The following is a 24,904-nucleotide window of genomic DNA, read 5'->3' as shown; positions in this document are numbered from 1 at the left end:
CGCATCGCATGCGGCCCGGGCCATCCGGCCTGTCTCCATCTACGGGCATGCCGCCGCAAGACGGCTGATAATGGCCTCACATCTCGCTGACATCCCCCAGACCGCAGGCGAGCGCCGCCGTCGCCATGGCGACCATTCCGGTGCGCAGGGTGGGCACCGGATCGGGGGCGAAGCGCGGGGAGTGGTTGGGCGGGATGACCGCGAACCGCTCCCGCAGCGGCAGGTCGGCGGTGCTTTCCCACTGTTTTCGGCCGACGCAGCCGAGCATCCAGTAGGCGGTGGGCACGGTGCGGCCTGCGGCATATTCGGGAAAATCCTCGGTGGCCATGGACAGGGGCCAGGGGTGCACCGCGGGCTGCCCCAGCACGGCGGTGTGTGCCGCGCGTACCGTCTTGCCGAGCTCGGGATGGTTGACAGTGGGGGCCGAGCGGGCGGTGACGGTGATCTCAGGGGGCCGCCCTGGGGTGAGCCGTGCCGCCTCCTGCCGGGCCAGCTCCGCGATGGCACCCTCGGCCTCTCCGGCCTGCCGCCCGGTGGGGGCACGGACGCTCACCTCAAGCGTCGCGCGGTCCGGGCGGACGTTGGCGGTGGTGCCGGCGTGCAGGGCGCCGACGCCGGCCACGACGTGTGAACCGACCGCATGGGGGAGCCCGGCAACGACGGCGGCAGCGGTCTCGATGGGGTTGGCGGCGCCCTCCGGGTGTGCGGTGTGCCCGCCGGGGCCGTACAGCACGATGCGCAGTGCGCGGGAGGCCGCCAGCACGGTCCGGGCGTGTGCCACAACTCCGGCCGGGAAGGGCGCGAGGTGCTGGGCAAGGACCGCGTCCGGAACACCGAGGCGTTCGTAGAGCCCGTCGGCGAGCACGGCGGCCGCTCCGGAGAGCGTTTCCTCGGCGGGCTGGCCCACCAGCGCCACGGTGCCGCGCCACCGGTCGCGGTGGCGTGCCAGCAGGTCCATCACGCCCAGGGCAATGGCCAGGTGGGCGTCATGGCCACAGGCGTGTGCCACCGGGACGGGCACGCCCTGGGGGCCGGGGGCGGTCACTGTGCTGGCGTAGGGCAGCCCGGTTTCCTCGCGTACCGGAAGGGCGTCGAGTTCGGCACGGAGCAGCACCGTTGGCCCACGGCCGTTGTGCAGTACGCCGGCAACACCGTGGCCGCCGATGCCTTCGGTGACCCGGCAGCCGAGACCCCGAAGGACCGTGGCGGCCCGGGCGGCGGTACGCCGCTCGACGCCGGACAGCTCGGGTTCACGGTGCAGGCGCAGGTAGAGCTCAAGGGCGGAGGGAAGCACGGAGGCGACGTCCTGTCGCAGCGGTCGGCTCATGGGAAGGGATGGGGGACGAGGTGGAGGTCGTCCCGGGTCAGGTCGTGTTCCCGCCAGCCGGCGCGGCGGTAGGCGGAAAACATCCGGGGCATGTGCAGGGCCCGTTGGCGTGCCCAGCCGAAGTCGAGCGGGAGCAGGCCGGGCACGATGGTGGCGACGGTGTGCAGTCCCAGGCCGCGCTGTTCCGGCGTGGTCTGCTCCACCACGATCACCTCGTGGCCGGCGGCGGCCAGCGCGCCGGTGATCAGGGCGACGTCGTCGCGCAGGTCGGTGGTGCGCGGCCGGATGCGCTGCCAGTCGGCGTAGACCTCCTCGTAGGGCACAGTGGTGCCCGGGTGCAGGTAGCGGGCGGCGTGCGGGGCCATCTCGGGCAGGGAGAAGAGTGCCGGATGGTCTCTGAGCCGGCGCACCAGGAAGTAGTCGTCCGTCATGGCGTGCAGTTCCTCGGCGCGGTCCCGGAAGCGCCGGGGCAGTTCGGGCAGGTAGGTGAGGATCTCCGAAAGCGCGCCCAGGATCGCGCGGCGCGGGTCGAGCCCGGCCGCGGCGGCGAAGGACAACAGGCCCGGCCCGCCGTCGCGGCGCACCGCGAGTCCCGTTACGGCGGGGACCGGCAGGTCGACGCGGTTGTCGAAGAGCTTGACGTCGTAGCCGTGCAGGGCCGCGCGGTCGAGCATCATGTGCAGTTCCGGGTCGGGGACGGCACTGACGTCGATCTCCGGCAAGGCCGCACCGCCGTACCAGCCGAGCACGAAGGAGTCGCGCTCGATGAGTTCCAGCAGGCCGAAGAGCACCGCCTCGGTCAGGGTGGAGCCACTGGCGCAGCCGTTGGAGGAGTCGAAGACGAAGTTGTCGTCGCAGGTCTCGCCGCCGTAGTAGACAAGCCGCCGGGGTACCAGGACGGGGCGGCCGGTGGTGAGTTCACGCCCCCTGATCCAGGGGATGGGCCGGGTCGGGTCGAACGGTGTGCAGGCATCGTCGAGTTGGTAGGTCAGGTCCGAGTAAGTACCGCAGGCGCGAGGGTCGAGGGCATGGTCGCGGATGTCGTCATAGGCGGCGAGGACCATCTCGCCACGGTGGCGGCGGCTGATGCCGGCGTACCGCTCCAGCCCTTCGAAGAGGGCCAGGTCGCGGCTGCTGCGATAAGAGTTGGCCTGGCCGCTGAAGGTCAGTTCGGCCAGGCCGTAATGGCCGGTGATCATCACGCGGCCGGTGACGGGGGCGGTGGTGGGTGCCGTGACGGTGACGAACGTGGTGGCGCCGAGGACACCGCAGACCGGGTTGATCAGGGCGTCGGAGGGTAACTCGAAGCTCTCCGTGCTGCGGGCCCGGTCATCCTCGGGGTTCCGCTTGGGCGCCGCGGGGAGTTCCGCGGTCTGAGGTTCGCCGTCGGCCGGGCCGCAGCCGGGGCAGAGGGGGTCCGGGGCAAGCGGGAAACCGCGCACCAGCAGGCTGCCGAGATCCATTGCCCAGACCCGGGCCGTCCCCAGCCGTCGGTCGGCGGACGGGCGCATTGCACTGACGGCCCGGTGCAGTTGCCACAAGGCCTCTACGGCGGAGGGCAGCAGCAGCGGCCACTCCCCCAAGACCTGCTGCCTGCCGCCGAGTTCCAGCGCCTGGCGCTGGAACTCGGGGCGCAGCCGCTGCCAGCGCAGGGCAAGGCAGTGCCCGCAGGGGCCGGGCGCGCCGGAGTCGTCGGGAAACGGGCCGACCACGGCGATGTCCGGCGCGAGGTGGACGGTGGCGGTGGGCCGTGCGGTGGCTTCCGGATCGGGTGCACCGGCAGTCAGTACGTCGTGGATGCCGAGGGTGACGATGCCGGGCGGCTCGACGTGCGGTTCCAGCTCCGCCTGCCGGACAGCGAAGGTGCTCCGCAGGGCCTCGGACGCGGCGGTGTACCGCACGCGAGTGCTGTCGGCCGGGCGGCTCATGCGGCGTTCTCCCAGCGGAAGGTCTTGACGGCCAGGGCTGACAGCACTGCGGCGAAGACGAGCAGGGCCAGACAGCGCAGGGCCCAGGGACCGAAAGCGGTGCCACCGTCCAGCACTCCGGTGATCGCCTCGTTCATATAGCGAAGCGGCAGGGCGTGGGAGACAGTACGCAGCCAGTCGGGGGACTGGCTCAGCGGGATGAACGATCCGCTGAGGAACGCCATGGGCACCATCAGGCAGTTGGCGAAGGCGCCCACCGCGTCGGGGGTGCGGCAGATATTGCCGACCACCACACCCACGGCGAAGAAGGCCAGTGCACCGCAGAGCAGTACCGGCACGGTGAGAGCGAGTCCGCTCACGGTCACGTGCAGACGGAACGGTGGCGCCATCGCGATGGCGAGGAAGAGCACAGCCTGGGCCAGCGCCACACAGAGCACGATCACCAGTCGGCCGCCGAGCACGGTCAGTACCGACGTGGGCGTGCGGCGGATGGCGTGCAGCAGCGCGGTCTCGCGCCATTTCACCAATGAGTACGCGACGCCGAAGACGGCTGCGTTGCCCACGCCCCAGGAAAGGACACCGGGGGCAAGGTAGTCGATGACGTTCTTGCCGCCGTCGGCAGGCCGTGAGCCGAAGATCAGGCCGAAGACGACGATGAAGATCAGGGGGAAGGCGAAGGTGAAGAACAGCTCCGCCTTGTTGCGGCTGGTAGCAAGGAAGTGCGCCCTTACCAGCGGCATGAATCCGGTCACTTGGTGAACTCCACTCCGGTCAGGTTGAGATAGACGTCCTCGAGGGTGGGGCGGCGGGTCTCCACCTGCTCCAGGTCGACGACCGAGCCGAGGGAGGCGAGCACCTGCGAGACGGACTCGGTGCCGATCACCACATCGGTGCCGGATTGCTTGGCGCTGAGCACGCCGGGCAGCGCGCGGGCGGCCTCGGCCTTGAGCAGGTCGGCGGGAACGGAGATCCGGCTGGGACCGCCGGCCTCGCGGATGAGTTGCCGGGGGGTGTCCAGCGCTATGACCGCGCCGTCCTGGATGATCGCCGTACGGTCACAGAGCTGCTCCGCCTCGTCCATGTGGTGAGTGGTGCACAGGATCGAGCACCCCTGGGCGCGGATCTCGCACAACAGCCCCCACAACCCGCGGCGGGCCTCGGGGTCGAGGGCGGCAGTGGGCTCGTCGAGGAAGAGCAGTTCGGGGCTGTGCACCAAGGCGGAGGCGAGGGCCAGCCGTTGCCGCTGGCCCCCGGAGAGCTTGGTCACCCGCACCGTGGCCGAGCCCGTCAGGCTCACCTTCTCCAGCGCCTCGTCTGCAGCAGAGCGGGGCAGGCCGTAGAGCCCGGCCATGGTCTGCAGGTGCTCCAGCGCGGTGAGGTCGGGGAAAAAGGAGGACGCCTGGGTCTGGATGCCGAGTCGGCGGTAGACGGCCATGCTGCGCGGCCAAGGGCTCTGGCCGAAGAGGGTGACGGTTCCGGAGTCGGGGGTGCGCTGGCCTGAGAGGATCTCGACCAGGGTGGTCTTGCCTGCGCCGTTGGGCCCGAGGATGCCGAAGAACTCTCCCTTCCCCACAGCGAAGGACGTTCCGGCCACTGCGACCGTCTCGCCGTAGGACTTGCGCAGGTCCTGGACGATGACTACGGGCTCGTCCGGGGGTGGGTTTTTCACGAGGGGAGCACTCCTTCGACTGTTGCGTGGCAAGGTTGCCCGGGCACGGGACTGCGCCGTACTTGCGGGTGAGGGGTCCACCGGTTCCGCGGGCGGGGGGTCCACCGGTTCCGCGGGCGCGGCACGGCGGGCCGTGGGGCGGCGCACCGCAATGGTGAGCGAGACGGCGGTCCACACCACGCCCGCTGCCAGTACGGCCACCCGGGTGATGCCGGAGGTGAAGTGCACCACCAGGAGGACCACGACGGCGGTCACCGCGAGCACGCTCACGGTGAACAGGGCGATGTAGCCGCGGTAGATCCGCTTCGCCCGCGGGCCGTACCCGGACTCCGCCCGTCGGTCCCGCCGCAGATAAGCCCAGGCCTGCGGGCCCAAATCAATGACGTTCCATCCGTGTTCGAGCATCCGGTAGCCGTCCAGAGAGGGCAGCGGCAGGTAGTTGACCAGGGCCCGCAGCACGCCGAGAACCAGCAGCGCGGAGAGGCTGTCATGGGTGGTGTCGCCGGGCGGCAACACCCACCACACGGCGAAGAACGGCAGCAGGAACACGAGGTTCATCACTACCCCGACCGCCGCCGTGGTCACCCGCTCCCGCCGGGAGGACAGCACCAGAACGTCGTCGGCCTCGCAGTAGAACGTCACCATCGGCAGCCGCCATCGCATGCCGATGGCGGTGGCCCGGCCGCCGTAGTGGTGACACCACAGACCGTGCCCCACCTCGTGCAGGGCCGAGCTGACCCACAGCAGGTACCCGACCAGCACCGCCAGTTCAGGATGGTGGTAGAGCACCGGGACTTCGTCGAGGAGCTGCGGCGTGTGCAGCGTGAGCCACAGCAGCATCCCGCCGCAGAGCAGCAGGGTCACCGCGGCCGCGGCAGGGGTGAACGCCCAGCGGGTGCGGCGGTGCAGCCGGGTGAGCAGCCGTTGCGGGTCGCCCCAGCTCACCGAGCCGGTCAGGCCCCGGGGCCCGGTGGGCTGCGGACCGGGGGGTTCGGGGGGACCGGGGCGGCGGCCGTCCGGGGCCTCCAAGAAGGCGCGACGCCACAGGGTGGCCAGGATGGCGCCCCACGCCTGTTCGTCAATGACCCGGCCGAAGGCACGGGCGTACTCCTCGCCGATCTCGGCCAGACTGCGGGCGCCGTCGAGCCGTTCGATGATGAAGCGTTCCTTGGGGCCGATCTCGAAGAACCGCCCGCTGACGCGGTCCTTGATCAGATGGACGGTACGCGTACCGCGTAACACGGCGGGGCCGATGACCAGGCCCGGTGCCCGGCGCGGCCGGCCGTCGAGCAGTGCCGCGGTGGTCATCAGGCCGCGCCTTCCGCTTCGTCACTCGGCTCGGTCAGGGCGCGTACCAGCACATGAGCCAGATAGGCCTCGTCGGTGAGGGTGATGTGCAGCCGGTTGTTGGTCATGTGCAGATAGGCGGAGAGCAGCCGCGCCACGGCCTCGCCCGGGTCGGTGACGGTGATCCGGTGGGTGCGCTCCCAGGAGGGGAAGACCAACTGTCCCGAACGGGCCAGTTCGGTGACGCGCCGACGCAGTTCGAGGCAGTGCTCGGCCCAGGCGCCGAGCGACCCGGGCAGGCGGTGGCCCGCCCCCTCCCTTACGGCCTTGCTGATGGCGCCGAACCGCTCGGCTACGGCGGTGGCCATGGGGTCGTAGTTGCGGTCGAAGTCGGAGCCGGAGACCAGGTCGGTGTCCCTGAACGCACTGTGCCAGTAGTCGCGGTAGCGCTCCAGGAATCTCACGACGGCCGTGTTCTCGTCGAGGAAGGCCGAGCACATCACCATCATCAGCTGGCCGGCGTGGCCGAACAGCACGCTGCGCATGTGCAGGTTCATCACCGCCATGGCGTCGAGGACGAGGTCGGTCGAGCGGGTGAAGTGCCACTCTGCGAGCTCTGCTCCGACCGGGCCGCCGTACTTGTCGTACTCCGGCTCGTAGGCGGTCCAGTGGAAGGAGTTGTTGGCGCGCAGCCGCATGCGGCCGTCCTCACCGAGGTGGGCCTGGCGCTGCGCGTCGGTGTACTCAAGGTCGAAGAGGGTGTTGTAGAGGCCGACATAGAAATCGGACTTGACCTCGTAGAGCGAGGGGCGGCGGCGCAGGAAGGCGGAGACCGCTTCCTCGACCCTGGCTTTGACGGCATCCCGCATGACGGCATCGGAAGGGTCGGCAAGTTGGAAGCGCACCCGTATATGGGGGCCTTCGAGCCAGTAGTTGAGGAAGAAGTACTGACGGATCAGGCCCGCGGAGGTGAGTTCGGCGAAGAGCGGCTTGATGCACGTGGTCAGCAGCGGGCGCGGGCTGCCTGCGTAGAAGATGTAGACCGCGAGCCATCGGTCGTCCGCCGCCGGCACTCCCTCGGCGGGCGGCAGCACGGGGTAGGAGGTCATCGTTCCTCACGGGAGTCGGGGCGGCTGGAGGGCAGCGGGGTGAAGGTCTCCACCGCGATCTCGGTGATGTGGCGGCCGCTGCGCGAGGTGGTGTGCAGGTCGTCGGCGGTGGGGAGCATCTCGGTGACGGTCACCGATTCCACCTCGGCGCTCACCAAGTGCTCGAAGAGGTTCAGGGACAGGCAGCTGTCGAAGTCGAGGTAGTGCGGTTTGTGGCGGCGTACGGGCGCGGCTGCCCCGCCGGTGCCCGGCAACGGTTCCGGCTGCCGTGTGTGGAGGGTGACGAACACCTGGGCGTCCATGCCGTGTTGCCGTCGCCAGTCCTGCCAGCGCAGGAACCAGCGAGCGGTGTTCTCCTCCGGCCGGCGCAGCGGAAGCGCCCGGGTGGGGACGGACCAGTGGCGCCTGCTGAGGACCACGCCGCCGTGGCGCACCCGGGGCCGGCAAAGTACGCCGTCGTTGGCCGAGCCTTCCGGGACACCTCCCCAGGGGTCGGGGGAGACCATGGCGGAGGGCGAGAGCAGTAGCAGGATGCGGGCCACCTCTGGTAACGCCATCGGGACGAGATAGCCGAAGTAGACCGGAATGACTTCGCGTCCCAGCCTGCGGGAGGTGAGCATCAGGCGGTCGGAGCCGGGGTCGTGGCTGAGGGTGAGATCCTCCAGCGGGATGCGCGCTGCCTCCGGGGCGGTGCTGTGCTCGCCGGGACAGACGATCTCGTAGTCGGTCAGCCGGCCGTGCAGATTGAGGTTGGTACGGGCGGTGCCTCCGGTGACTTCGGCGAACACGGCGCCCCGCGGGCGTATCCGCTGCTGCCAGGTACGCAGTCGCTCGGCGAGGCCGAGGTCGTCGAAGCCGTGGCTGAACCGGGAGAAGGGGAAAAAGAGCCCGCCCCAGGAGCGGTTCAGGACGGCCGGGGTGTCCGGGGAGGCCGAGAGCTGCAGGAAGTGGGCGGCTGGTCGGAAGTCCGGAGTCAGCGGCTGGAGTTTGCCGGCGACCGCACTCACGAAGTCGTCGTCAAGTTCGATCTCATTGACGGCATCGTGACCGGAACCGGCGCTTTCCCACAGGGCGGTCATCTGCTCGGCGAAGAGTCGCCGGGCGTCGTCCACAGCGGTGATCTCCGGCTGGTCGAGCCAGTTCTCCGCGGGCGTATAGCTGCCGTCGTCGGCGAACGGGGTGCGGGCGGAAGCAATCTGGACATACTGGTCGTAGATGTCTTCCTGGAAGTCGCTCACCAGGCCGAGAAGATCGGAGCAGGTGCCGCCGCGGCCGTAGCGGGCAAGGAAGAAGCCGCGCAGTGTCAGCCGGTGCGGCAGGGCCATGTCGAAGGCCGGCATGATCCGCGAGAGGGAGGCCAGGGAGCGACCGGTGTGCCGGTGGAAGGGCTCTGCGTCGAGCGGCAGGACGGTGGTGGCGGCCCGGGTGTCCTCGTAGACCAGAGTGGGCGGCAGTGTGGCCTGCTGTTCCCAGGCGTGGTCACGATGGACCGCGGTGAGGGTCCGCCGGACCTCGTCCAGGATCTGCCGGCGTTCGGCGAGCGGGGCGCCGCGGTAGGCCTGGACCAGGCCGCTGACGCCGTACAGCGCCTCGGCGATCTTGTCGGACCACGGACGGTCGAGGGAGCGGAGGGCGTCGGCGAAGCCACGTACCGGGTCCGGGTGATGGATGTCGACGGCGAGCGGGGGAACGGAGAGCAGGCCGAGCCGCAGCAGGGTGGCCAGATAGCGCTCGCACTCCTCGGTGCCGGCCGTGACGCGCTGGGCGAAGAGGGTGAGCAGCTCGCCGTAGCGCAGGGTCGAGCCCTCCGCGCAGAGGGCCATGAGCGCGTCCAGTCCTCCACTGTGGCGGAGGAAGAACATGGTCTCGCTGACGGAGTCGAAGCTGGCGCTGACGGTGTCGTCGCCCGTGGTCACGGTACGGCGGACGTATCGGATCCGGTCGGTGTCGCTGGTCCAGCCGGTGACCAGGGTGACCGGCAGATCCGGCCGCAGCCGCTCGTCGGCGGTGATGAGTTCGGCGAGCCGCCCGAGGACGGCGATGTTCAGCTGGGTGTGGTCACTCCAGCGGTCGTCAACGGTGAGGGTGAAGTCGGGACCTGCCGTCTGCTGGAACTCGCCGAGGGCCAGACCGGTGAAGGAGCTGAACGGGCTGGTCTTGCAGGCGCTGCGGTAGACGTACTCCAGCAAGGAGCGTTCGATGCGCCGCTGCTTCTTGGAGAGCCGGGCGGTGCCGGGTGTGGTGTGCAGATAGGCGCCGAGCTGTTCGTCCAGGGTGGCGGAGGCCAGCAACAGCCCTTGACGCAGCCGTGGTTGTGCGGCCAGCTCTCTGAGCTGCCTGCGGGCGAGGGTGAGCTCCTCGTCGACCACCGGGTCATCGAGCATGCGGTCGAGCTCACGGTGGCATTCCATCCAAGCGCGCAGGGCGGCACCGAGGCCGCCGCCGACGCGGTCGGCCAGCTCCTCGCCGTTCCGGGGCATCGCGCCGGTGAAGAGCTTGCGACGGGCGTTGAGCAACTGGCCGCGCAAGCGGCTGTCGTTGTTGGCCTTGACCAGGCCGTGGAGCTCGTCGCTGAGCCGTTCGCCTTCGGTCAGCAGCCGGTGCCTGGCATCGGCCACCTGCTCGGCCCAGGCCCGGGAACGGGGCTGACGCAATCCGGCGACCACATCGAAGGGAAGACCGCTGACGCGGGCCATGAAGCGCGGGCCGAGCAGAGTGTCGTACGACGGCAATGGCGTCTCCGTAGCGGAGAGCGGGTGGGATGCGGTGGTCATGGTGTGTGGTCTCGCCTCACCTGTTCTCGAACCGGCAGCCGGCGAAGCCGCCCCGCTCATGGCCGGCCATCAGCATCAACAGCGGCATTTCCCGGGTCTCGGTCAGCCCGAGTTCCTCCATGTAGGAGATGTTGTCGAAGCCCAGGGCGGCGCCGCAGCCGATACCCAACCCGGCGGCTGCGGTGTAGACGGCCTGGGCGACGGCGCCGGTCAGGGCGTTGATGAGTCGGTAGCCGCGCGGTCCGACGCTGTCGATGACGGCGTCGCCCCGTATGACGGGCACGATGACGGCGGCGGCCTGCTCGACGTTGTAGTTGTTGAGGAAGTAATTGCGCTGCAGGAACGTGCCACAGTGGCCGGCCTTGACGGGGGCCAGGGCGGATTGGTCCGGGTCGTACTCATAGCTGCCGGGCTCGACGCCCTCGACGTGGTTGACGAAGACGCCGAACTTGACCAGGCCGAGGCGTTGGTCTTCGGCCGGGGAGAGGTCGCAGGGCAGGGCGGCACCCGCTTCGGCGGCAGTCAGCAGGGTGCTCAACTCCCCCTGCGAGAGGGGGCGTACGTCGGAAAAGCCGCCGAAGCTGCTGCGGCGGTTCCCCAGGGCGTCTGCCAGGCGTGCCTCGCCGAAGCCGGCAGGTTCGAGCGGGATGCGCTCGGCGGAGCGCGGCGGCAGGACCCGGGCGGACGTCAGGGCGTGTGCGTCGGGGCGACGAGCTGCCCCGGTGAGCGTGTCGCTGTGGATGGCCTGGAGCGTCTCGAACCGCAGCACCCTGCGGGAGCGTTCTTCCTCGGGGTGTACCACCGAGGAGCGCACCGGCACGGTGTCCGCAGGCCGCTGGGTGCGGGCCGGGGCCCAGGTGAGGGGGACGACGGCGAGAATTCCCTCGTCATCGGGGTGTACGCCGATGAGTTCGCCCAGCCGGGGCTCGTCGAACCAGAAGGCCGGCTGGATGTCCAGTCCCCGGGCGCCCGCCCACTGCCGCCAGCTCTGCGCAACGGTACCGATGTCCATGGTGGTGGCGTGGTAGCTGAAGCTGTTGTACTTGAAGGCGTTCTGCCAGAATTTCAGGCCCAGCAGCATGAACTGGTCGGTCTCGACCGGAGGTTCACCCTTGACGGCCAGGGCCTCGGCAACCTGGCTGCTGACGTCCCCGCTGAGCAGCCGCTGCAGACCATGGTGGGGAGAGCTGTAGTAGTAGACGCCCGGTTGGACCGGGGCACTGGGGCCGGCCACCCAGTAGATGCTCACCGGGTACAGGCCACCGCCGGAGGCGGTACCGCGGCTGAACTTGGCCGATCGGTAGAATTGGACCTTGTCCACATCGTCGTTGGCATTGATCTCGATGCGGCGGCTGAGCCTGCCGTAGGACTCCAGGAGCATCCCTGAGAGCAGGTCCACGGTGAAGCCGGCGGTGCCGTCGGCGGCCGGCGGTATGAAGGCGTCGCGGAGCAGGGCGTCGGACTCCGTGGCATCGGCAGAGCTCACCGGTAACTCGATGAGGTCCAGTCCCCGGTAGAGCTTGGTCTGCCGGGGGGCGTCGGCCCAGTTCGGCTGGAAGCCGTAGGGCGGCATGCCGTCACGTGCGCGGTTCAGTACGGCGTTGAGGTAGTCATGGGCGTAGGCCACGGCGCAGGTCCTTTCCGAAAGCTCGTGCGCGGGTCGGTCGTATCGGCGTCGGGTGGCGGGCAGGGGCATCGATCAGGGGAAGGGGTGCGGCACGCGGTGGAAGTCGGTCTCGGTCAGGTCCCGGTCGGCGAATCCGGCCTGGCGGGGAGCGGTGCGCAGCCTCGGCGAGAGCAGCGCGCGCTGTCTGGACCAGCCGAAGTCGATCGGCAGCAGTCCGGGGACGATCACTCCGGCGGTGCTCAGCCCCAGCCTTCGCTGCAGCTCCAGGCTCTGGTCCACGGCGATGGCATCGAAGCCGGCCTCGGCGAGCAGGCCCACACATGCCTCCACGTCCTGAAGCAGATCCGGTGCGGGGCGCAGCCGCTGGTCCAGATCGGCGTAGGTCTCCGCCATCGAGCGTGTGCCGCGTTCGGCGAGCAGGAATTCCGCGTGCCGCCGCATCTGGGGCAGCCCGTAGAGCAACGAGTGATCGTGCAGGGCGATCACCTGGTCGAAGTCGTCCACCATGGGCGCGAGCCGGTCGTGGTTCCAGGTGGCCCGGCGCGCCAGCTGGGGTGCGTCAGTGGCGATCTCCACCAAGGCGGCCCGCAGCGCCTGTTCCGGGCAGAGGCCGGCGCCGGCACCGAAGGCGAGTGTGCCCCAGCCGCCGTCCATCCGTTCGGCGACGGCGACGACCACGGGCACGCCGAAGGTGATCCGGGCGTCGAAGAACCGGGCACGGTAGCCGTGCAGGGCCAGCCGGTCGATCAGCACGCGGGTGGTGGCCGAACGGCTGGTGGTCCCGTCGATCTCCGGCAGCGGCAGGGCCGCGTACCAGGTGAGCAGGAAGGCGTCCCGCTCGATGAGCTCCATCAGTCCGAAATAGACTGCTTCCGTGAGGGAGCTGCCGGAGGCGCAGCCGTTGGAGCACTCTTGGACAAAACGCTCCGCCAATGGCGCCGCGTGGTAGTAGCTGAGCAGCTCTGGTAACAGCACCGGTTCCCTGTCGCGCAGGGAACGGCCCCGGACCCAGGGGATGGTGCGCTCTTCGGTGAAGGGCTCCACCCCGCGCGGATTGTCGCGGTAGAACTCCTCGGAATACACCCCGCAGGCACGCGGGTCGAGCACCCGGCTGCCGGTCTCCCGCAGTTCCCGCAGGCTGGCCACAGTGGCTACGGCGCGGGTCCGCGACCGCATGCCCGCGTAGCGCTCCAGCCCCTCCAGCAGACCGACCCGGGCGCTTTCCCGGTAACGGAGTGTGTGGCCGCCCCAGAAGGTCTCGTGCAGATGAGTGCCGGAGCGCAGATCCATCCGGCCGATGGTCGAGGCCGTGGTCGGCGAGTCGTACTCACGCATCACTACGGTCCCCAGCACCCCGCACACCGGATTGGCCAACTGCGTCTCGTCCAATGTCAGTTCGTCCAGCGACTTCGACCGGAAGGAGTCTTCCGCCGACTTCGGTGAGGGCGTCAGTTCGTGCCCGGCGTGCTGCTCGTCCTCGCTGGTGACCTCGGCGCACGCCTGGCACTCGGGATCGGCGGTGAGCACGAAACCGCGCGAGCGCAGCGAGCGCAGGTCCAGCAGTACCACGCGCGCCGAGGCCGCTGCGGTGTCACCGTCGCACCGGCCCGGTGCGGCGGCGAGCCGGCTCAGCGTCTGGCCGATGGCCTCGACGGTGAACGGGACGAGGTAGGGCGTGCTGCCCACCTCGGTGGTGCGGCCGCCCAGTTCCAGCGCATCGCGCAGCTCCCTGCTGCGCACCGCCTGCCACCGGCGATCCAGGCACTGGCCGCACGGGCGCGCGGCGCCCGGCCCGTACACCGGGCCGATGACGGCCAGATGCCCGTAGAAGCGCAAGGCGACAGTGGGCCGGTCCGTGGCGGCGGCCGCAGGAGCGGTCAGCTCGTCGCGGACGCCCAGTCGGCCGGTGTCGGCCACCAGGCCGAGCTCACCGAGGAAGGGGGCGAGGAGGGCGGGCAGCGCGGCCCGGCCCGGCCCGGATTGTGGCTCCACCTGCCGTACCGTCGTCCCGGCGCGCATCATGACCGGGTGGCGGCGAGGAGCACCCGCACCGCGTGCAGGCCTGCTTGCCGCAGGTCAGGAGAGCCATCGGCAACCGCGTAGGGCTCGTATCCGGCGGCCCGCAACGTCGTCAGCACGGCGGACATCTCCGTAGCCTGCTCCGCGAGTGCGGTCACTTCGCCGCCCAGGACGGTGTACGGGTCGAAGGAGTCGACCAACTGGTGACCGGCCGACCGTTCCTCCGGCCGTTCGGCCAGGATCTGACACTGCCCGAGCAGATCGCGCAGGGCGATCCGGGCCGCCCTGGTGGGGGAGCCGTCCGCGCCGACCGCCCACGACGGCGTGCCGTCGGCCGCCCGGGCGCGGGCCAACAGCACGGTGGCCGCTCCGGCGACAGGGAGGTGCAGCAGCTCGGCGTCGACACCGAGGTTTGCCGCGCTGCTGAGCAGGAAGGCCAGTTCGGCATCACCGGTCAGGCTTTCCGGGGCGACGAGCGGAGCGCGGGCGCCGGAACGCATGGCAGTGGTGACAGCCAGATGGGCCAGTGCGGAGTACAGCCCCCGGTAGGCGCCGTCGGCAAGAGAGGTGCCCGTGCCCAGTCCCGCCGTGGTGGCCGTGAAGGTGCCGGCGGGGTTGTGGAACGGTGCGTACGGCCGTACCGCGGCGGCCGGGACGAGCAGCTCACTGCCGTCGATCAGGGAGGCGGCCAGGCACCACGCTCCGGTGGGCCGGTCACCGAGGTCCATGCCGCTGAACGTGGACAGCACGGTGGGGTCGATACGCTCGGTCCCCTGGGCCCGCTCGGCCGGCACCACCGGCGCCGGGGTCACGAGATCGAGGTACTCGCCGGCCGCAGCGCGCAGCGCCCGCATCCGGGCACCGGCCACATGATGCAGGTCGAAGGCGGTGACCACACGACGGTTCCCGGCGCCGGTGCCGAAACGCAACCGGCTGACCTTCAGCGGCAGTTGGGCGGGCCACTCGTCGTCGAACTCGCGGAAGACGCCGCCGGCTCCTGCCACCAGTCGGGCGGTGAGCTCGTCGAGCGGCTCGATCGCCGGGTCGGGCCCGTCGTCGGTGGACGAGGGCACGGAGGAGTCCAGCGGAGTGGTCGGCTTCAGCCCCGGCCAGCTGACCACCGGTGCGTCCGGGACGGCGCCGGCACCGTCACAGAGCGTGCACAGCGGATGAGGCAGGACTGTGGTGACGTCCGTGTCGAAGGAGTCGACCTCTTGCACGATGACCGAGCCCTCGGTCTCCGGCGGCAGGACGCCGGAGATCTCGCGGAAGGCCTCGAAGCCGAGCAGGTTGCCGAGGATCGCGGACAAATGACGACCGGGGCGGACTCCCGTGTGGTCGCCTCCGGTGGTCACCGCGCGCCAGACGTCGGCGGCCGCGCCCGCGTCGCCATTGAAACCGAGCCGCAGCATGGCGCACGACCAGCAGGCGCCCGCATCGCCGGAGGTCAGCGGTCCGACCACCACACGGTGACCGAACATGGTCAGCGGCAGCAGTCTGCTCCCTTGCGGTACGCCTTGCGACAACAGCCGCACGACCTGGGCAGGAGCCTGACGTCCGGTGCACACGACCAGTTCCGCACCGCCGAGATCGGCCCAGTCGAACAGGCCGCTGCGTTCGGGAAGCTGCTCCACCCGAGCCGGGCAGCCGGCTTCGCTGAGGACTCCGGCTTCCTTGACGGCCTGGGAAAAGACCTCCGCAGGGCCGGAGAAATGCACCGCCGCGATGCCGTTACGGAGGGCGCTCGTCGCGCACCAGTTGGCGATCGCGTCGTCGCCCAGGACGACCAGCCGGGCGGTGCGGAAGCGGTGGAAGCGCTGTGCGGCCTGGTCTTCGTAGTGGTCGATGTACTCGATCTGGGGTGCGAAGTGTTCGGCAACGGACGGTTCGAGCGATACCGCCGCCTGGTCGTCCAGGAGCGGTACGTCGCGGGCCAGTCCACGGTCCATGAGCATGCGCACCAGGGTGTTGACCATATGCTGCTGGGACGGCGGGAGCATGTCGCACAGCTCGCGCACGGTGTGTTCGCCATTGAGGTAGGGAACGATCAGAGTGGCGAACCGGTAGGCCGAGCGGCCGGTGAGCTGGAAGCCGCCGGAGGCATTGTGGAAGAGCACCCCGTCGTCGGTCTCCGTAAAGAGCACATCACGCTTGATCCGTACACGGGCGTTGCCGAACGGAATCACCTGTGGCACTGACACGTTCTCTGTCCGTCCTTGTCTCCCGGACCGTGCGGTCCCGGGGAATCGGCCCCATGGGCCTGGTTGAGTGCGTGCTGATGACGCCCCGTGGTGCGCCGGAGCACGGTGGGGCGAGGTCTTTGCGGCTTTGTCAGCTGCCGAAGGCGAGGTAGCTGCGCATCAGGGTGTGGATGCCGTAGAGCCCGCCCGGGCGGTACTCGACCGCGCCGGCCTCAAGGAGCTCGTCGAGCCGGCTTTGGAGTTCGTCCTCCGGCCGGCCGAGCAGGGCCGCGCCCTCTGACAGCTTGAAGCGGTTCTCCGGCGCGGCGGCCAGCTCCCGCAGGAGCTCCGCGCAGGGCGGCGGAAGAGTGCCGAGATAGTCGTCGAACCTCTGCCCCACTGAGGCGCCCTGGCGTCCGCCGACCGTCAGCGAAGCCGGAGAGGTGGCGCGCACCGTCCCCACCGCCGATGCCAGATCGTGCCCGGGGCGCAGGAGCAGACGCGTGGTCAGAATGCGCAGGGCAAGGGGGTGGTCGCCGCAGAGAGCGGCCAGCTCGTCGGCCGCCTCCGGTTCCGCTTCTGTGATCCGAGGACCGAGCACGGAGGTGAGAAAGGCCAGCGACTCAGCCCTGCGCCAGGATCTCAGCCGGAAGACGGTGGCCCCCCGGCTGATCACCAAGTCGGCGAGGCTGTGCCGGCTGGTGAGGACAACGGTGTGGGCTTCGGCCCAGTCCAGTGCCGGCAATGCCTCATCGCTGTTCCGCACCCCGTCGAGCACGATCAAGGCGTGTTCCTGGGGCGCGGGCCTGTCGGGCAGGGCCTTGTGGCGGGCGTCGAGGAAGTGCCACCCGCCAGGAAACCCGCTGCTGTCCGGAAGCCCTTCGCACAGTTGCCGGGCGAGGCGGACGGCGAGTGCGGTCTTACCGACCCCGGGAAGCCCGGAGACGACCACGATGGCGGGTGTCGACTGGTCGGCCAACAACTCCTTCATGTCGGCCAGTTCGCTGTGGCGCCCGGAGAAATCCTTGAGGTCGGCGGGCGGACGGGCGACGGCCACCACTGTCCCCTGGCGAGCGGGAGGGACGGCGGCTCCGAGCATCTCACCCCGGAGAATGGCCAGGTGAAGCTGGCGCAGTGCGGGACCGGGGTCCACCCCGAAAGTCTCGCGCAGAAAACGGCTGATGGAACCGTAGGCGCCGAGGGCCTCGCTCTGCCGCCCGGCGCGGTAGAGCGCTTCCATCAGCTGGGCGGTGAGTTGCTCATTGCCCCGGTACTCGGCGGTCAGCGCACGCAGGGGAGGGATGATCGCCGTGCAGTTGCCGAGCGCCAGCTCGATTTCGTGACATCGCGCCAGGGAGTTGATGCGTTCCTCAGCCAGGGCCGCTGCTACTCCGTCGTGCAGAGCCGGTGAGACCAAGTTGGCCACCGGAGCTCCTTGCCAGTTGCTCAAGGCGCTTCGCAGCAGGCCGAGTTCGTCCTTCTCGGAGGCTGCCTCGCCCGCCCGTTGCACGGCCTTGCGGAAGGCGAGGAGGTCGAGTGTGCCGGCGTCGGCGGAGATGCGGTAGCCACCGGGTACGGTCTCGATGTTGCCGGCGGTTGCGCCACCCAGCGCGTATTTGTCCAGCAGTTTCCGTAGCCGCAGCATGGTGGTATGGATCGCAGCACCGGCCGCGGTTGGCCGTTCGTCACCCCACAGTGCGTTGCGCAGGTACTCCTGCGACACCGTCTCATTGGCGTGCAGGAGCAAGGCCCCTAATAAGACGGTTGGCTTGGAGGAAGGAATCACCACGGATTCCGTTTCATTGCCTATGCTCAGTGGGCCGAGCACGCGAAATAAAAGACGCGGAGTTCTCGTCCCTCGCTGCTGGGGAACAGTATCTCCCACGCCGCCATGCCCCGGAATGCCGTGCCCTGTGGGACCTATCTGTGCAAACTGTGGTTTGTCTTGGTGCACCATCAACGATTTATCCCCCCGTCGACGCAACCCACGGGGGCGCGGGTTTTTTCCTGCCCTCTCGGCGCACCCCGCGCTATCCCCGCTCTGCGCAACCCCGTTGTGATTCGAGGCGACGCTAACACACCTGGAAAGGGCTGACGCCGGAGACGCCTGGGCACCAGGCGCGCGACCCGCGTCTCGCTCAGGTACCGCCGACCGAATTCTCACCCAGCACATTACAATGTCTTGACCAACCGTTTACGCCCGGCGACTCGCTTTGCCGAAAGTTGACCATGCCGCCGCCCTGGGATCGCCGGCCGGGCGTCCGCCGATCCTGCTGTTCCAGGATTCCGGGCAGGTGGTCGCGCGAGAGGTCGCCTCGCATTACTGCATTGATCCAGCCATCCTGGCTCGTCGGCCGTGGCAGCGCCCTGAGGGGGCGCCCCGCCTGTGCCCGTGCCGCGATCTTGTGGAAAGTGCTGCGGGGGAGGACTGGCTGCGGCGCGGGTCAGCCGTCCGTCGCGGCTCTCGCCAAGGGGAGAGCGCATTTCTCGCACAGTCGGAATCAGCCAGATTGCGTGGGGGTTTTTGGCTGGCCGTGACCGCAGGCATCACTCCATTCTTGAGGGTGACAGTGATCTGTCAGTTGGGTGTCAGTGATCCGCCAAGGCGACTGTCAGCGACATCAGGCATAACGGAGTTGCAGGAAGCGACCCGCATTGTCCGACGGCATTCCCAGGGGAGGGCCCCCTCTCGGGGACGGTATGTGACGTGCGGATCTCTTGCGACTCAGCGGTCCCGTATCCGATGGCCTTGAGTCGATGGAAAGAACCGACGCATCGGTACGTAACAAGTCAGGAGACAGAACATGACGAAAAGCAGCACCGTCAGGGCAGCGGCATCCTTACTTCTCGCCGTCACCGCCGTGACCGGAGTGACCGGTACCGCTCTCGCAGCGCCGGCCTCTCAGGGGCACAGCACCGGGGCGGCGGCGGGTGCGCCGAGCTGTACTGAGTTGAAGAAGATCTTCGACGTGCTTTCGACGAGCAACGATGTCGGAAAGGTCAAGAGCTCTTTCGACCGGTGGATCGGCATGCTGGATGCCGCGAAGCCGACCGTGCCGAAGGACCGCCAGGCGATGTACGCCAAGTTCGTCGCACATGCCAAGGCCATGCGTGCCGGGCTGAACGCCGCCAACCCGAAGGCGGCGCTTGAGAAGGTCCACAAGTTCGCCAAGCCTCTCGACGCCAAGCTGGAGCACTGCAACCGCTGACCGCGGTGCGCGTTCGATGCCCGGCGATCACCGATGGGCGCCGGGCATCGGGCGCGCTGCGCTGCGCGCGAGCGACCCCACAGGCCCCGTCGGCCATCTGCGCAACTCACCACAGAGGCGAACCCTGTTACACGGCTATGACATAGCCGACTTGAGACCCTGTCGCCGCACAAGTAGGTTCACGGTGAACCGAGTTCTACGACATACCGGCGTCCATTCGCCGGAAGGATGGACGCCCCATGGGTTCCCACGCCAAACCCAACCGAATACACCGCACCGGAGTCCGGGTCGCGATGGTCGCACTTGTCGGTGCCGCCCTGCCGATCTCTGCCGGCGGCCTCGCCGAGGCGGCCACCCCCGGCGCCACGCACTCCGCAGATGAGAACGGCCGGCAGGGCGGCGAGGCCACCACGCCGGCCGGCCAGAAGCAGGGCACGCAGCGGCAGTTCCGGTCTGCCCAAGTGGCGCAGCACGCCGTCAAGGGCAAGGCCGCCGCTGCGCAGGACGCGAAGGATCAGGACGCTCCTCAGATCAACGCCGACCACGCCTTCTTGCTGGACGCCCGCGACGGCAGCCAGGAGCGGGAGCTGTGGGGCGGGGCCAAGGCGGACGAGAGTGTGTCGATGGCCAGCACCACCAAGATCATGACGGCCATGGTGGTGCTCAAGCACCCGGAGTGGCTGAACCGGCAGATCACGGTGAAGCAGGAGTACCGGGACTACGTCCAAAAGGTCGGCGGCAGCACCGCCGACCTCCAGACCGGCGACACGCTGACCGTCGAGCAGCTGCTGCACGCCATGCTGATCCCCTCCGGCGACGACGCCGCGATGGCCCTGGCCGACAACTTCGGCGCCGGGACCACCGCGGACGCGCGGATCGCCGACTTCGTGAACCAGATGAACGCCGAGGCACAACAACTGGGCCTGGCCGGCACGCACTTCGACGGCTTCGACGGCATCTCGCACGGCAGCAACTACAGCACCGCCCGCGACCTGGCCAAGCTCGGCCAGCGCGCCATGCTGCAGCCGGCGTTCGCCGACATCGTGAAGAACAAGCAGTTCAAGGCCGAGGCCCCGGCTGCCAACGGCCACACCCGGTACTACACCTGGGACAACACCAACAAGCTGCTGAGCACCTACGACGGCGCCCTGGGCATCAAGACGGGCAGCGGCCCGGAGGCCGGCTACGCCCTCGTCTTCGCCGCCGAGCGGGACAACCGCACCCTGGTCGGTGCGATCCTCAAGGACGACCAGGGCAGCCGCTTCGACGACGCCACCAAGATGCTCGACTGGGGCTTCGCCCACTGAGCGGGCAGCGCCGCCGAGGCTGAGTGCACACCGCGCACACGGTGTGCGGCACCGTCGCCTCTGTTCCTGTCCCCGTCCCTGCCCCTGACCCAGCCCCCACGGCACGTTTAGTGATCGTTTATCGAGGCTCGGCAGGATGTGAAGTGTCGAGAAGGATCCTTCACAGGGGACGGTATGGCCAAGCTCTATCTGGAGAAGCTCCAGTGCGTCACGACTGAGGGCTGGAGCGGCTTCGACAAGCCGAGGCTTGTTGTGCAGCATCGTGGCACTGTGTGGAACGGGACGGTGCAGGGAGACCGGATGTACACCGTCAAGTACGACTGCGACTTCACGGGAACGATTGCCGTCTCCCTCGGGGAGGCCGCCGGAGCGGTCGGGGACGGCAGGCCCGGGGAGCAGTGGATCACGGATACGCCGGGTGAGCGCAGTCTGCGCTTCAGGGCGGATGGTGCTGAGTACAACCTGCTGTATGCGGTCGAGTAAGGGCCGCCGGCCGCTGGGACTCCCGCTGGGGGGCCGGATCCTGCGGTCGGCGGGTGGGGGAAGCGGAAAGTCCGCTGCCCCGGTGTGACACACCGGGGCAGCGGACTTTCCGGCTCTGTGCCGGCGGGACGGGTTCTCGCCGGGTGGAGTGCGGTCAGCGGCTGTAGAGGGACATGACGGTCTCGCTGCCGTCGCACCACACCTCGTGGTATCCCGGCCGGGCGGGTGTTTACGCGTGGGCGCTGATCACGCCGCCGGCGCTGAGCACGAGGTAGATGCCGTTGGCGTTGAGCCCGACGTCGTGCTGGTTCGTCTCCAGTGTGGCGGCTACGCCGTCGTGGCCGATGATCTGCGCGCGGTAGCGCAGCTCGCCGGTCTTTGTGACCTTGGCCGTCCAGCCGCCCGCGAGCTTGAAGGTGCCCGGTCCCTGGTGTCCGCCGCCCATCCAGGAGTGGACCTGGCCGTCCAGCGTGAGGGTGACGAACATGTCGTTGGCGTCGAGCCCGTCGTCGTGCCCCTTCGTCTCCAGCGTGGCCAGGACCGAACCGCGGGCGACGATCTTGGCGCGGTAGTGCTGGTCGCCGAGCTGGGAGATCTCGGCCTTGCTGATGCCGTCCGCCAGACGCTGGGTGCGGACCGGGGATGCCGCCGTGCCACCGGCCCCGGCGTGCGCGCTGCCCGACTGCTGCTGGCCCGACTGCTTGTCCGCGACGCCCGCCTTCACGCTCGCTTTGGCGTCGGAGCCCTGCTTTCCGGACCAGCCCGAGGCGGTGGACTCGGCGGCGGCCGAGCGCGCGTTCGTGTGGCCCGCGGACTTCGCGTCGCCGGCGTCCGCGCCGGAGCAGGCGGTCAGGGTAAGACCGGCGGCCGCGGTCAGGGCCGCGACGGCAATACGCAGCGTGCGGCGACGAGCGGTGCGGACAGTGGTGCTGGAGCTCATTTTCGGATTCCCCGGGGCGGTCGGTGTCGTTGTTTCCTCGGTACGTCCCCCACTCTGATCGGGGCCACTAGCGCACGGCTGCCGCTCCGCTAACACCCGGCTAACCCGCGTATGAGCAGGGGAAGGACGCCAAGGAGAGTCCCAAGTGCCAGCACGACGCCGCACAGTTGGGAAGCGCGCAGCTGCTCATCGCAGCCAGGGGGGTCCGAAGGCGTCTTGTCGGCGTGGCACCAGAGTTGATGTCCGAAGTGGACGCGATCTCCCGGGACCGGACTGCCTACTTCAAGCCGACTATGACTTCCGGTCATGCAGGGCCGGTTGCCCCAGGACCTCGCCGTCATGCCATGACCCCGTACCCGGCGCTCCGGAGTCTCGGAGGGCGGTTCTTCCTGGGGCAGTGCTGCCGCAGGCGCCCCTTCCGCACCATCGTGGCCATCCGTTACCCCGCACCGACGTTCCCGGTGGAGTAACGAAACCGTGACCATGGGTAGTGGTCCGGCTCTCGACAAGTGGCCGGTAAAGACTGTTCCCGAATCAACCTTTAGGCAATCATGGAGCACGGCCGAACGCCGGGGTGGTCATCGTGGCTCACCTGGAGGGTGGATTTACGTTCAGCGATTCTTCTGCCTTCATCAGGAGGAAGTTCTGTAGGTTTTTTCGGTCCTGTCCGATTCCGGGTCTCAGCTCTTCGCGGCGCAGTGTGGTGCGCGGGGGAGCGAGTAACTCTCTCCCGTCCGTGGAATGAAGCGACCTTCCTCGGGCGCGAAAATTCTCATGGTGCGAGATGAGTGAATTTGCGGGGTGACTCCCGCAGTTCGTCGGCAGGGCCGCCACGATGGCTCGTGATAGTGATCAAGTGCAATCGAAGACGTCTCAAGGCATCTATCCAGTGGATCGTTGCGTCAATTTGACCATCTTATTGACCGCGATCCACACCTGCGTGAACTGGAGTGAAGCAAGATGGCGACAAGCATGGCAACGGCACTTCACGATCAAGTTACTTCGCTTATGGACGAGTTGGACCGGCACCCGGTCTACGACAACGAGTACTTCAAGTTCCTGGAGAACTCGCCATGGAACAGCGACACCTATGAATTCCACCGGGCGAACTTCTTCCAGCGTACCGAGGGCACGGTCAAAGGTATCGCCCACGTGTGTGCGCAGGCGGCAGTCAACGATGACCGGGACACGCTGGTCCTGTTCTCCTACATCCTCAACGAGGAGGCCGGGAACGGCGAGGCCGCCCATTGCCATGAGGTGTTGATGGAGAACGCCCACAACTTGCACGGGAAGATCGAGTTCGGCCTGGCGCCGTTACTCGTGAAGGACGCGCGCAACAGCGACCTGGTCATCCCGGAGACGTTCGCGTACCGCGAGCGCACCCGGGAGCTGCTGGGCGCCAACTATCACCGCATGCTGGGCGTCGCGATGGCCCTGGAGTCCCACGCCGACAGGATGCTGCAGGTCTGCCGTACGGCGTTCCGCAACAGCAACAACAAGCAGGCCGAAGCCGAGTTCGTCAACAACGTCGAGATCTACTTCAACGTCCACGTCGGCGATGAGGGCGTCGAGGAACGGCACGCCGCCGATGCGAAGAAGTGCGTCCAGAACAACTGCCGCACCGACGCCGACGTCGCCGAGATCGCCTACGGCGCGAACGAGACGCTGAAGATACAACAGGAAATGTGGAACGCGATGCACCAGGTCGTCCGCAAGTTGAATTCCTAGCGGGGAGAGGTGACTCGGCCGACCGTGCAGAAAAATCGTGGAATTTCCGATGCCGTCCTGAGCATTCCAGATTCAGTGACTCACGGAACCGCAGCGAAGATCGTCGCGCTCAACAAGGCGCTCCCTGAGGACGACCAGATCATCGACCTCAGCATCGGCGCGCTGGACACACCGACCGATCCCCGGATCGACCGAGGTGTGATCGAGTTCGTGGAGAAGCAATCCGACAGGATTCATGCCTTTGCGCCCGTCAGAGGATTTCCGTTCCTGTTGGAGTCCGTGGCCGCGCGTGTGGCCCGCCTCCATGGAATTGCGTACGATCCGAACCGTGAAATCATGGTCACGCCGGGCGGTGTGAAGGGTTCGATTTCGGTAATCTTCCATGCCTTGCTGAACCCGGGCGACGAAGTCGTGATCCCCGTGCCCAACTGGCCGCACTACTCGGACATGGTGCGGCTGCACGAAGCCATCCCGAAGACCGTCCTGGTCACGGCACACGACGGCCTCACGGCGCCGGCTCTTGAGGAAGCGCTCTCGGAGCGAACCAAGATTGTCGTGCTCGGCGACTGCATCAACCCGACGGGCAAGGTCTATTCGACCGCGGAATTGTCGGCGCTGGCCGATGTCATCGCCCGGCACAATGTGCGGTGCGAGTCCCGCGGCGAGAGCCCCGTCTATGTCCTGTTCGACTCTCCCTACGAGGCCCATATCGTGGGGGACCGCGCCAAGACGTTTGCCGCCATCGACGTTCCGCTCCCCGACGGCAGCCGCTGCTCCATGCGGCCGTGGACGCTGTCAGTGACCGGGCCCGGCAAGACGTACGGAATGCACGGCGACCGGATCGGTTACCTGTGCGGCCCGCCGGACATCGTGGACGCGGCGGCGCGCGCACAGGTCAACATCACCTCGTTCGCGTCCACTTACGGGCAGGTCGCCACGCACGTCGCCTTGCAGCCGGAAATGGACGAGGTGGCGACCGCCAGAGCGAAGACCGCACGCACCAATCTCCAGACCATGCTGCGCGAGCTCGAAGCCGTCCCCTCGTTGAAGATCAGCCCTGCCCAAGGGGGCTACTTCCTCTTCGTCGACTTTTCGAGCTACGCCGACGCCTACCAGAAGCAGGGCTACAGCAGCGCCGATCAGTTTCTGCTGGAGGAGGCGAAGGTCGCCACGATCTGCGGCAGCCATTTCGCGGAGGGCCACTTCCTCGATCACCTCGTACGGATCAACTGCGGCCGGACGGGTGCGCTCGTGAGCAAGGCCGGCATACGTATCAGGCGCGCCCTCACACGCTTGGAGTCCTGACCTGAATGCCAA

16 protein-coding genes are annotated in these 24,904 nt (G+C 68.5%); 5 read left to right on the top strand and 11 right to left on the bottom strand.

The annotated features are described in order from the left end of the window. Window positions 1-76: 76 nt before the first annotated feature. The 10 genes from OHS81_RS06575 to OHS81_RS06530 form a co-directional block, all read right to left on the bottom strand. Window positions 77-1,327, bottom strand: coding sequence for an amidohydrolase (locus OHS81_RS06575; protein ID WP_328383302.1), 1,251 nt, complete (start codon window positions 1,325-1,327; stop codon window positions 77-79). After that, entirely contained in the window at window positions 1,324-3,255 is a 1,932-nt protein-coding gene (locus OHS81_RS06570) for a TOMM precursor leader peptide-binding protein (protein WP_328383300.1), read from the bottom strand. The genes OHS81_RS06575 and OHS81_RS06570 overlap by 4 nt, the downstream gene beginning before the upstream one ends. Then, window positions 3,252-4,007 carry an ABC transporter permease gene (locus OHS81_RS06565; RefSeq protein WP_328383298.1) on the bottom strand — a complete coding sequence of 252 codons (756 nt, stop codon included), beginning with the start codon at window positions 4,005-4,007 and terminating at the stop codon, window positions 3,252-3,254. The genes OHS81_RS06570 and OHS81_RS06565 overlap by 4 nt, the downstream gene beginning before the upstream one ends. Beyond that, window positions 4,004-4,957: an ATP-binding cassette domain-containing protein gene (locus tag OHS81_RS37385; RefSeq protein WP_443058833.1), complete on the bottom strand. Its 954-nt coding sequence runs from the start codon at window positions 4,955-4,957 to the stop codon at window positions 4,004-4,006. The genes OHS81_RS06565 and OHS81_RS37385 overlap by 4 nt, the downstream gene beginning before the upstream one ends. A gap of 1,274 nt (window positions 4,958-6,231) precedes the next feature. Further along, complete coding sequence (locus tag OHS81_RS06555) at window positions 6,232-7,320, bottom strand: lantibiotic dehydratase C-terminal domain-containing protein (protein ID WP_328383295.1); 1,089 nt, start codon at window positions 7,318-7,320, stop codon at window positions 6,232-6,234. Then, complete coding sequence (locus OHS81_RS06550) at window positions 7,317-10,094, bottom strand: lantibiotic dehydratase (RefSeq protein ID WP_328383293.1); 2,778 nt, start codon at window positions 10,092-10,094, stop codon at window positions 7,317-7,319. The genes OHS81_RS06555 and OHS81_RS06550 overlap by 4 nt, the downstream gene beginning before the upstream one ends. Window positions 10,095-10,110: 16 nt before the next feature. After that, on the bottom strand, window positions 10,111-11,721 hold the full coding sequence (locus OHS81_RS06545; protein ID WP_328383291.1) for a nitroreductase family protein: 1,611 nt from the start codon (window positions 11,719-11,721) through the stop codon (window positions 10,111-10,113). Window positions 11,722-11,793: 72 nt separating this feature from the next. After that, window positions 11,794-13,713, bottom strand: coding sequence for a TOMM precursor leader peptide-binding protein (locus OHS81_RS06540; protein WP_328383289.1), 1,920 nt, complete (start codon window positions 13,711-13,713; stop codon window positions 11,794-11,796). Between the two features lie 26 nt (window positions 13,714-13,739). Further along, on the bottom strand, window positions 13,740-15,941 hold the full coding sequence (locus tag OHS81_RS06535) for a TOMM precursor leader peptide-binding protein (protein WP_328383287.1): 2,202 nt from the start codon (window positions 15,939-15,941) through the stop codon (window positions 13,740-13,742). A 130-nt stretch (window positions 15,942-16,071) separates the two neighbouring features. Further along, on the bottom strand, window positions 16,072-17,877 hold the full coding sequence (locus tag OHS81_RS06530) for an AfsR/SARP family transcriptional regulator (RefSeq protein WP_328383285.1): 1,806 nt from the start codon (window positions 17,875-17,877) through the stop codon (window positions 16,072-16,074). Window positions 17,878-18,724: 847 nt separating this feature from the next. Here OHS81_RS06530 and OHS81_RS06525 point away from each other — a divergent pair. From OHS81_RS06525 to OHS81_RS06515, 3 genes are all read left to right on the top strand, one after another. Continuing rightward, window positions 18,725-19,129 (top strand): hypothetical protein, encoded by a 405-nt coding sequence (locus tag OHS81_RS06525; RefSeq protein WP_328383284.1) that lies wholly within the window; start codon window positions 18,725-18,727, stop codon window positions 19,127-19,129. Window positions 19,130-19,368: 239 nt separating this feature from the next. Next, window positions 19,369-20,436 (top strand): D-alanyl-D-alanine carboxypeptidase family protein, encoded by a 1,068-nt coding sequence (locus OHS81_RS06520; protein ID WP_328383282.1) that lies wholly within the window; start codon window positions 19,369-19,371, stop codon window positions 20,434-20,436. Window positions 20,437-20,610: 174 nt separating this feature from the next. Continuing rightward, window positions 20,611-20,919: a hypothetical protein gene (locus OHS81_RS06515; RefSeq protein ID WP_328383281.1), complete on the top strand. Its 309-nt coding sequence runs from the start codon at window positions 20,611-20,613 to the stop codon at window positions 20,917-20,919. A 229-nt stretch (window positions 20,920-21,148) separates the two neighbouring features. Here OHS81_RS06515 and OHS81_RS06510 read toward each other — a convergent pair whose 3' ends face one another. Next, complete coding sequence (locus OHS81_RS06510; protein ID WP_328383280.1) at window positions 21,149-21,859, bottom strand: hypothetical protein; 711 nt, start codon at window positions 21,857-21,859, stop codon at window positions 21,149-21,151. A gap of 1,008 nt (window positions 21,860-22,867) precedes the next feature. Between OHS81_RS06510 and OHS81_RS06505 the strand changes: the two genes are divergently transcribed. Further along, the gene (locus tag OHS81_RS06505; protein ID WP_328383278.1) at window positions 22,868-23,587 is read left to right on the top strand and encodes an iron-containing redox enzyme family protein; all 720 of its coding nucleotides are present in this window, start codon (window positions 22,868-22,870) and stop codon (window positions 23,585-23,587) included. A gap of 9 nt (window positions 23,588-23,596) precedes the next feature. Continuing rightward, entirely contained in the window at window positions 23,597-24,892 is a 1,296-nt protein-coding gene (locus tag OHS81_RS06500) for a pyridoxal phosphate-dependent aminotransferase (protein WP_328383276.1), read from the top strand. The last annotated feature ends 12 nt before the right edge of the window (window positions 24,893-24,904 follow it).

Source organism: Streptomyces sp. NBC_00400 (genome assembly GCF_036048035.1).
Lineage (GTDB): Bacteria > Actinomycetota > Actinomycetes > Streptomycetales > Streptomycetaceae > Streptomyces.
Note: the sequence above shows the minus strand (reverse complement) of the source record. Positions and strands in the feature narration are given on the sequence as shown.

What these genes read in the sequence shown, in the direction of transcription:
- OHS81_RS06530 (WP_328383285.1), bottom strand. Translation starts at nt 17,877, where the DNA reads ATGGTGCACCAAGACAAACCACAGTTTGCACAGATAGGTCCCACAGGG.
- OHS81_RS06510 (WP_328383280.1), bottom strand. Translation starts at nt 21,859, where the DNA reads ATGAGCTCCAGCACCACTGTCCGCACCGCTCGTCGCCGCACGCTGCGT.
- OHS81_RS06505 (WP_328383278.1), top strand. Translation starts at nt 22,868, where the DNA reads ATGGACGAGTTGGACCGGCACCCGGTCTACGACAACGAGTACTTCAAG.
- OHS81_RS06515 (WP_328383281.1), top strand. Translation starts at nt 20,611, where the DNA reads ATGGCCAAGCTCTATCTGGAGAAGCTCCAGTGCGTCACGACTGAGGGC.
- OHS81_RS06555 (WP_328383295.1), bottom strand. Translation starts at nt 7,320, where the DNA reads ATGACCTCCTACCCCGTGCTGCCGCCCGCCGAGGGAGTGCCGGCGGCG.
- OHS81_RS06525 (WP_328383284.1), top strand. Translation starts at nt 18,725, where the DNA reads ATGACGAAAAGCAGCACCGTCAGGGCAGCGGCATCCTTACTTCTCGCC.
- OHS81_RS06575 (WP_328383302.1), bottom strand. Translation starts at nt 1,327, where the DNA reads ATGAGCCGACCGCTGCGACAGGACGTCGCCTCCGTGCTTCCCTCCGCC.
- OHS81_RS06570 (WP_328383300.1), bottom strand. Translation starts at nt 3,255, where the DNA reads ATGAGCCGCCCGGCCGACAGCACTCGCGTGCGGTACACCGCCGCGTCC.
- OHS81_RS06550 (WP_328383293.1), bottom strand. Translation starts at nt 10,094, where the DNA reads ATGACCACCGCATCCCACCCGCTCTCCGCTACGGAGACGCCATTGCCG.
- OHS81_RS06520 (WP_328383282.1), top strand. Translation starts at nt 19,369, where the DNA reads ATGGGTTCCCACGCCAAACCCAACCGAATACACCGCACCGGAGTCCGG.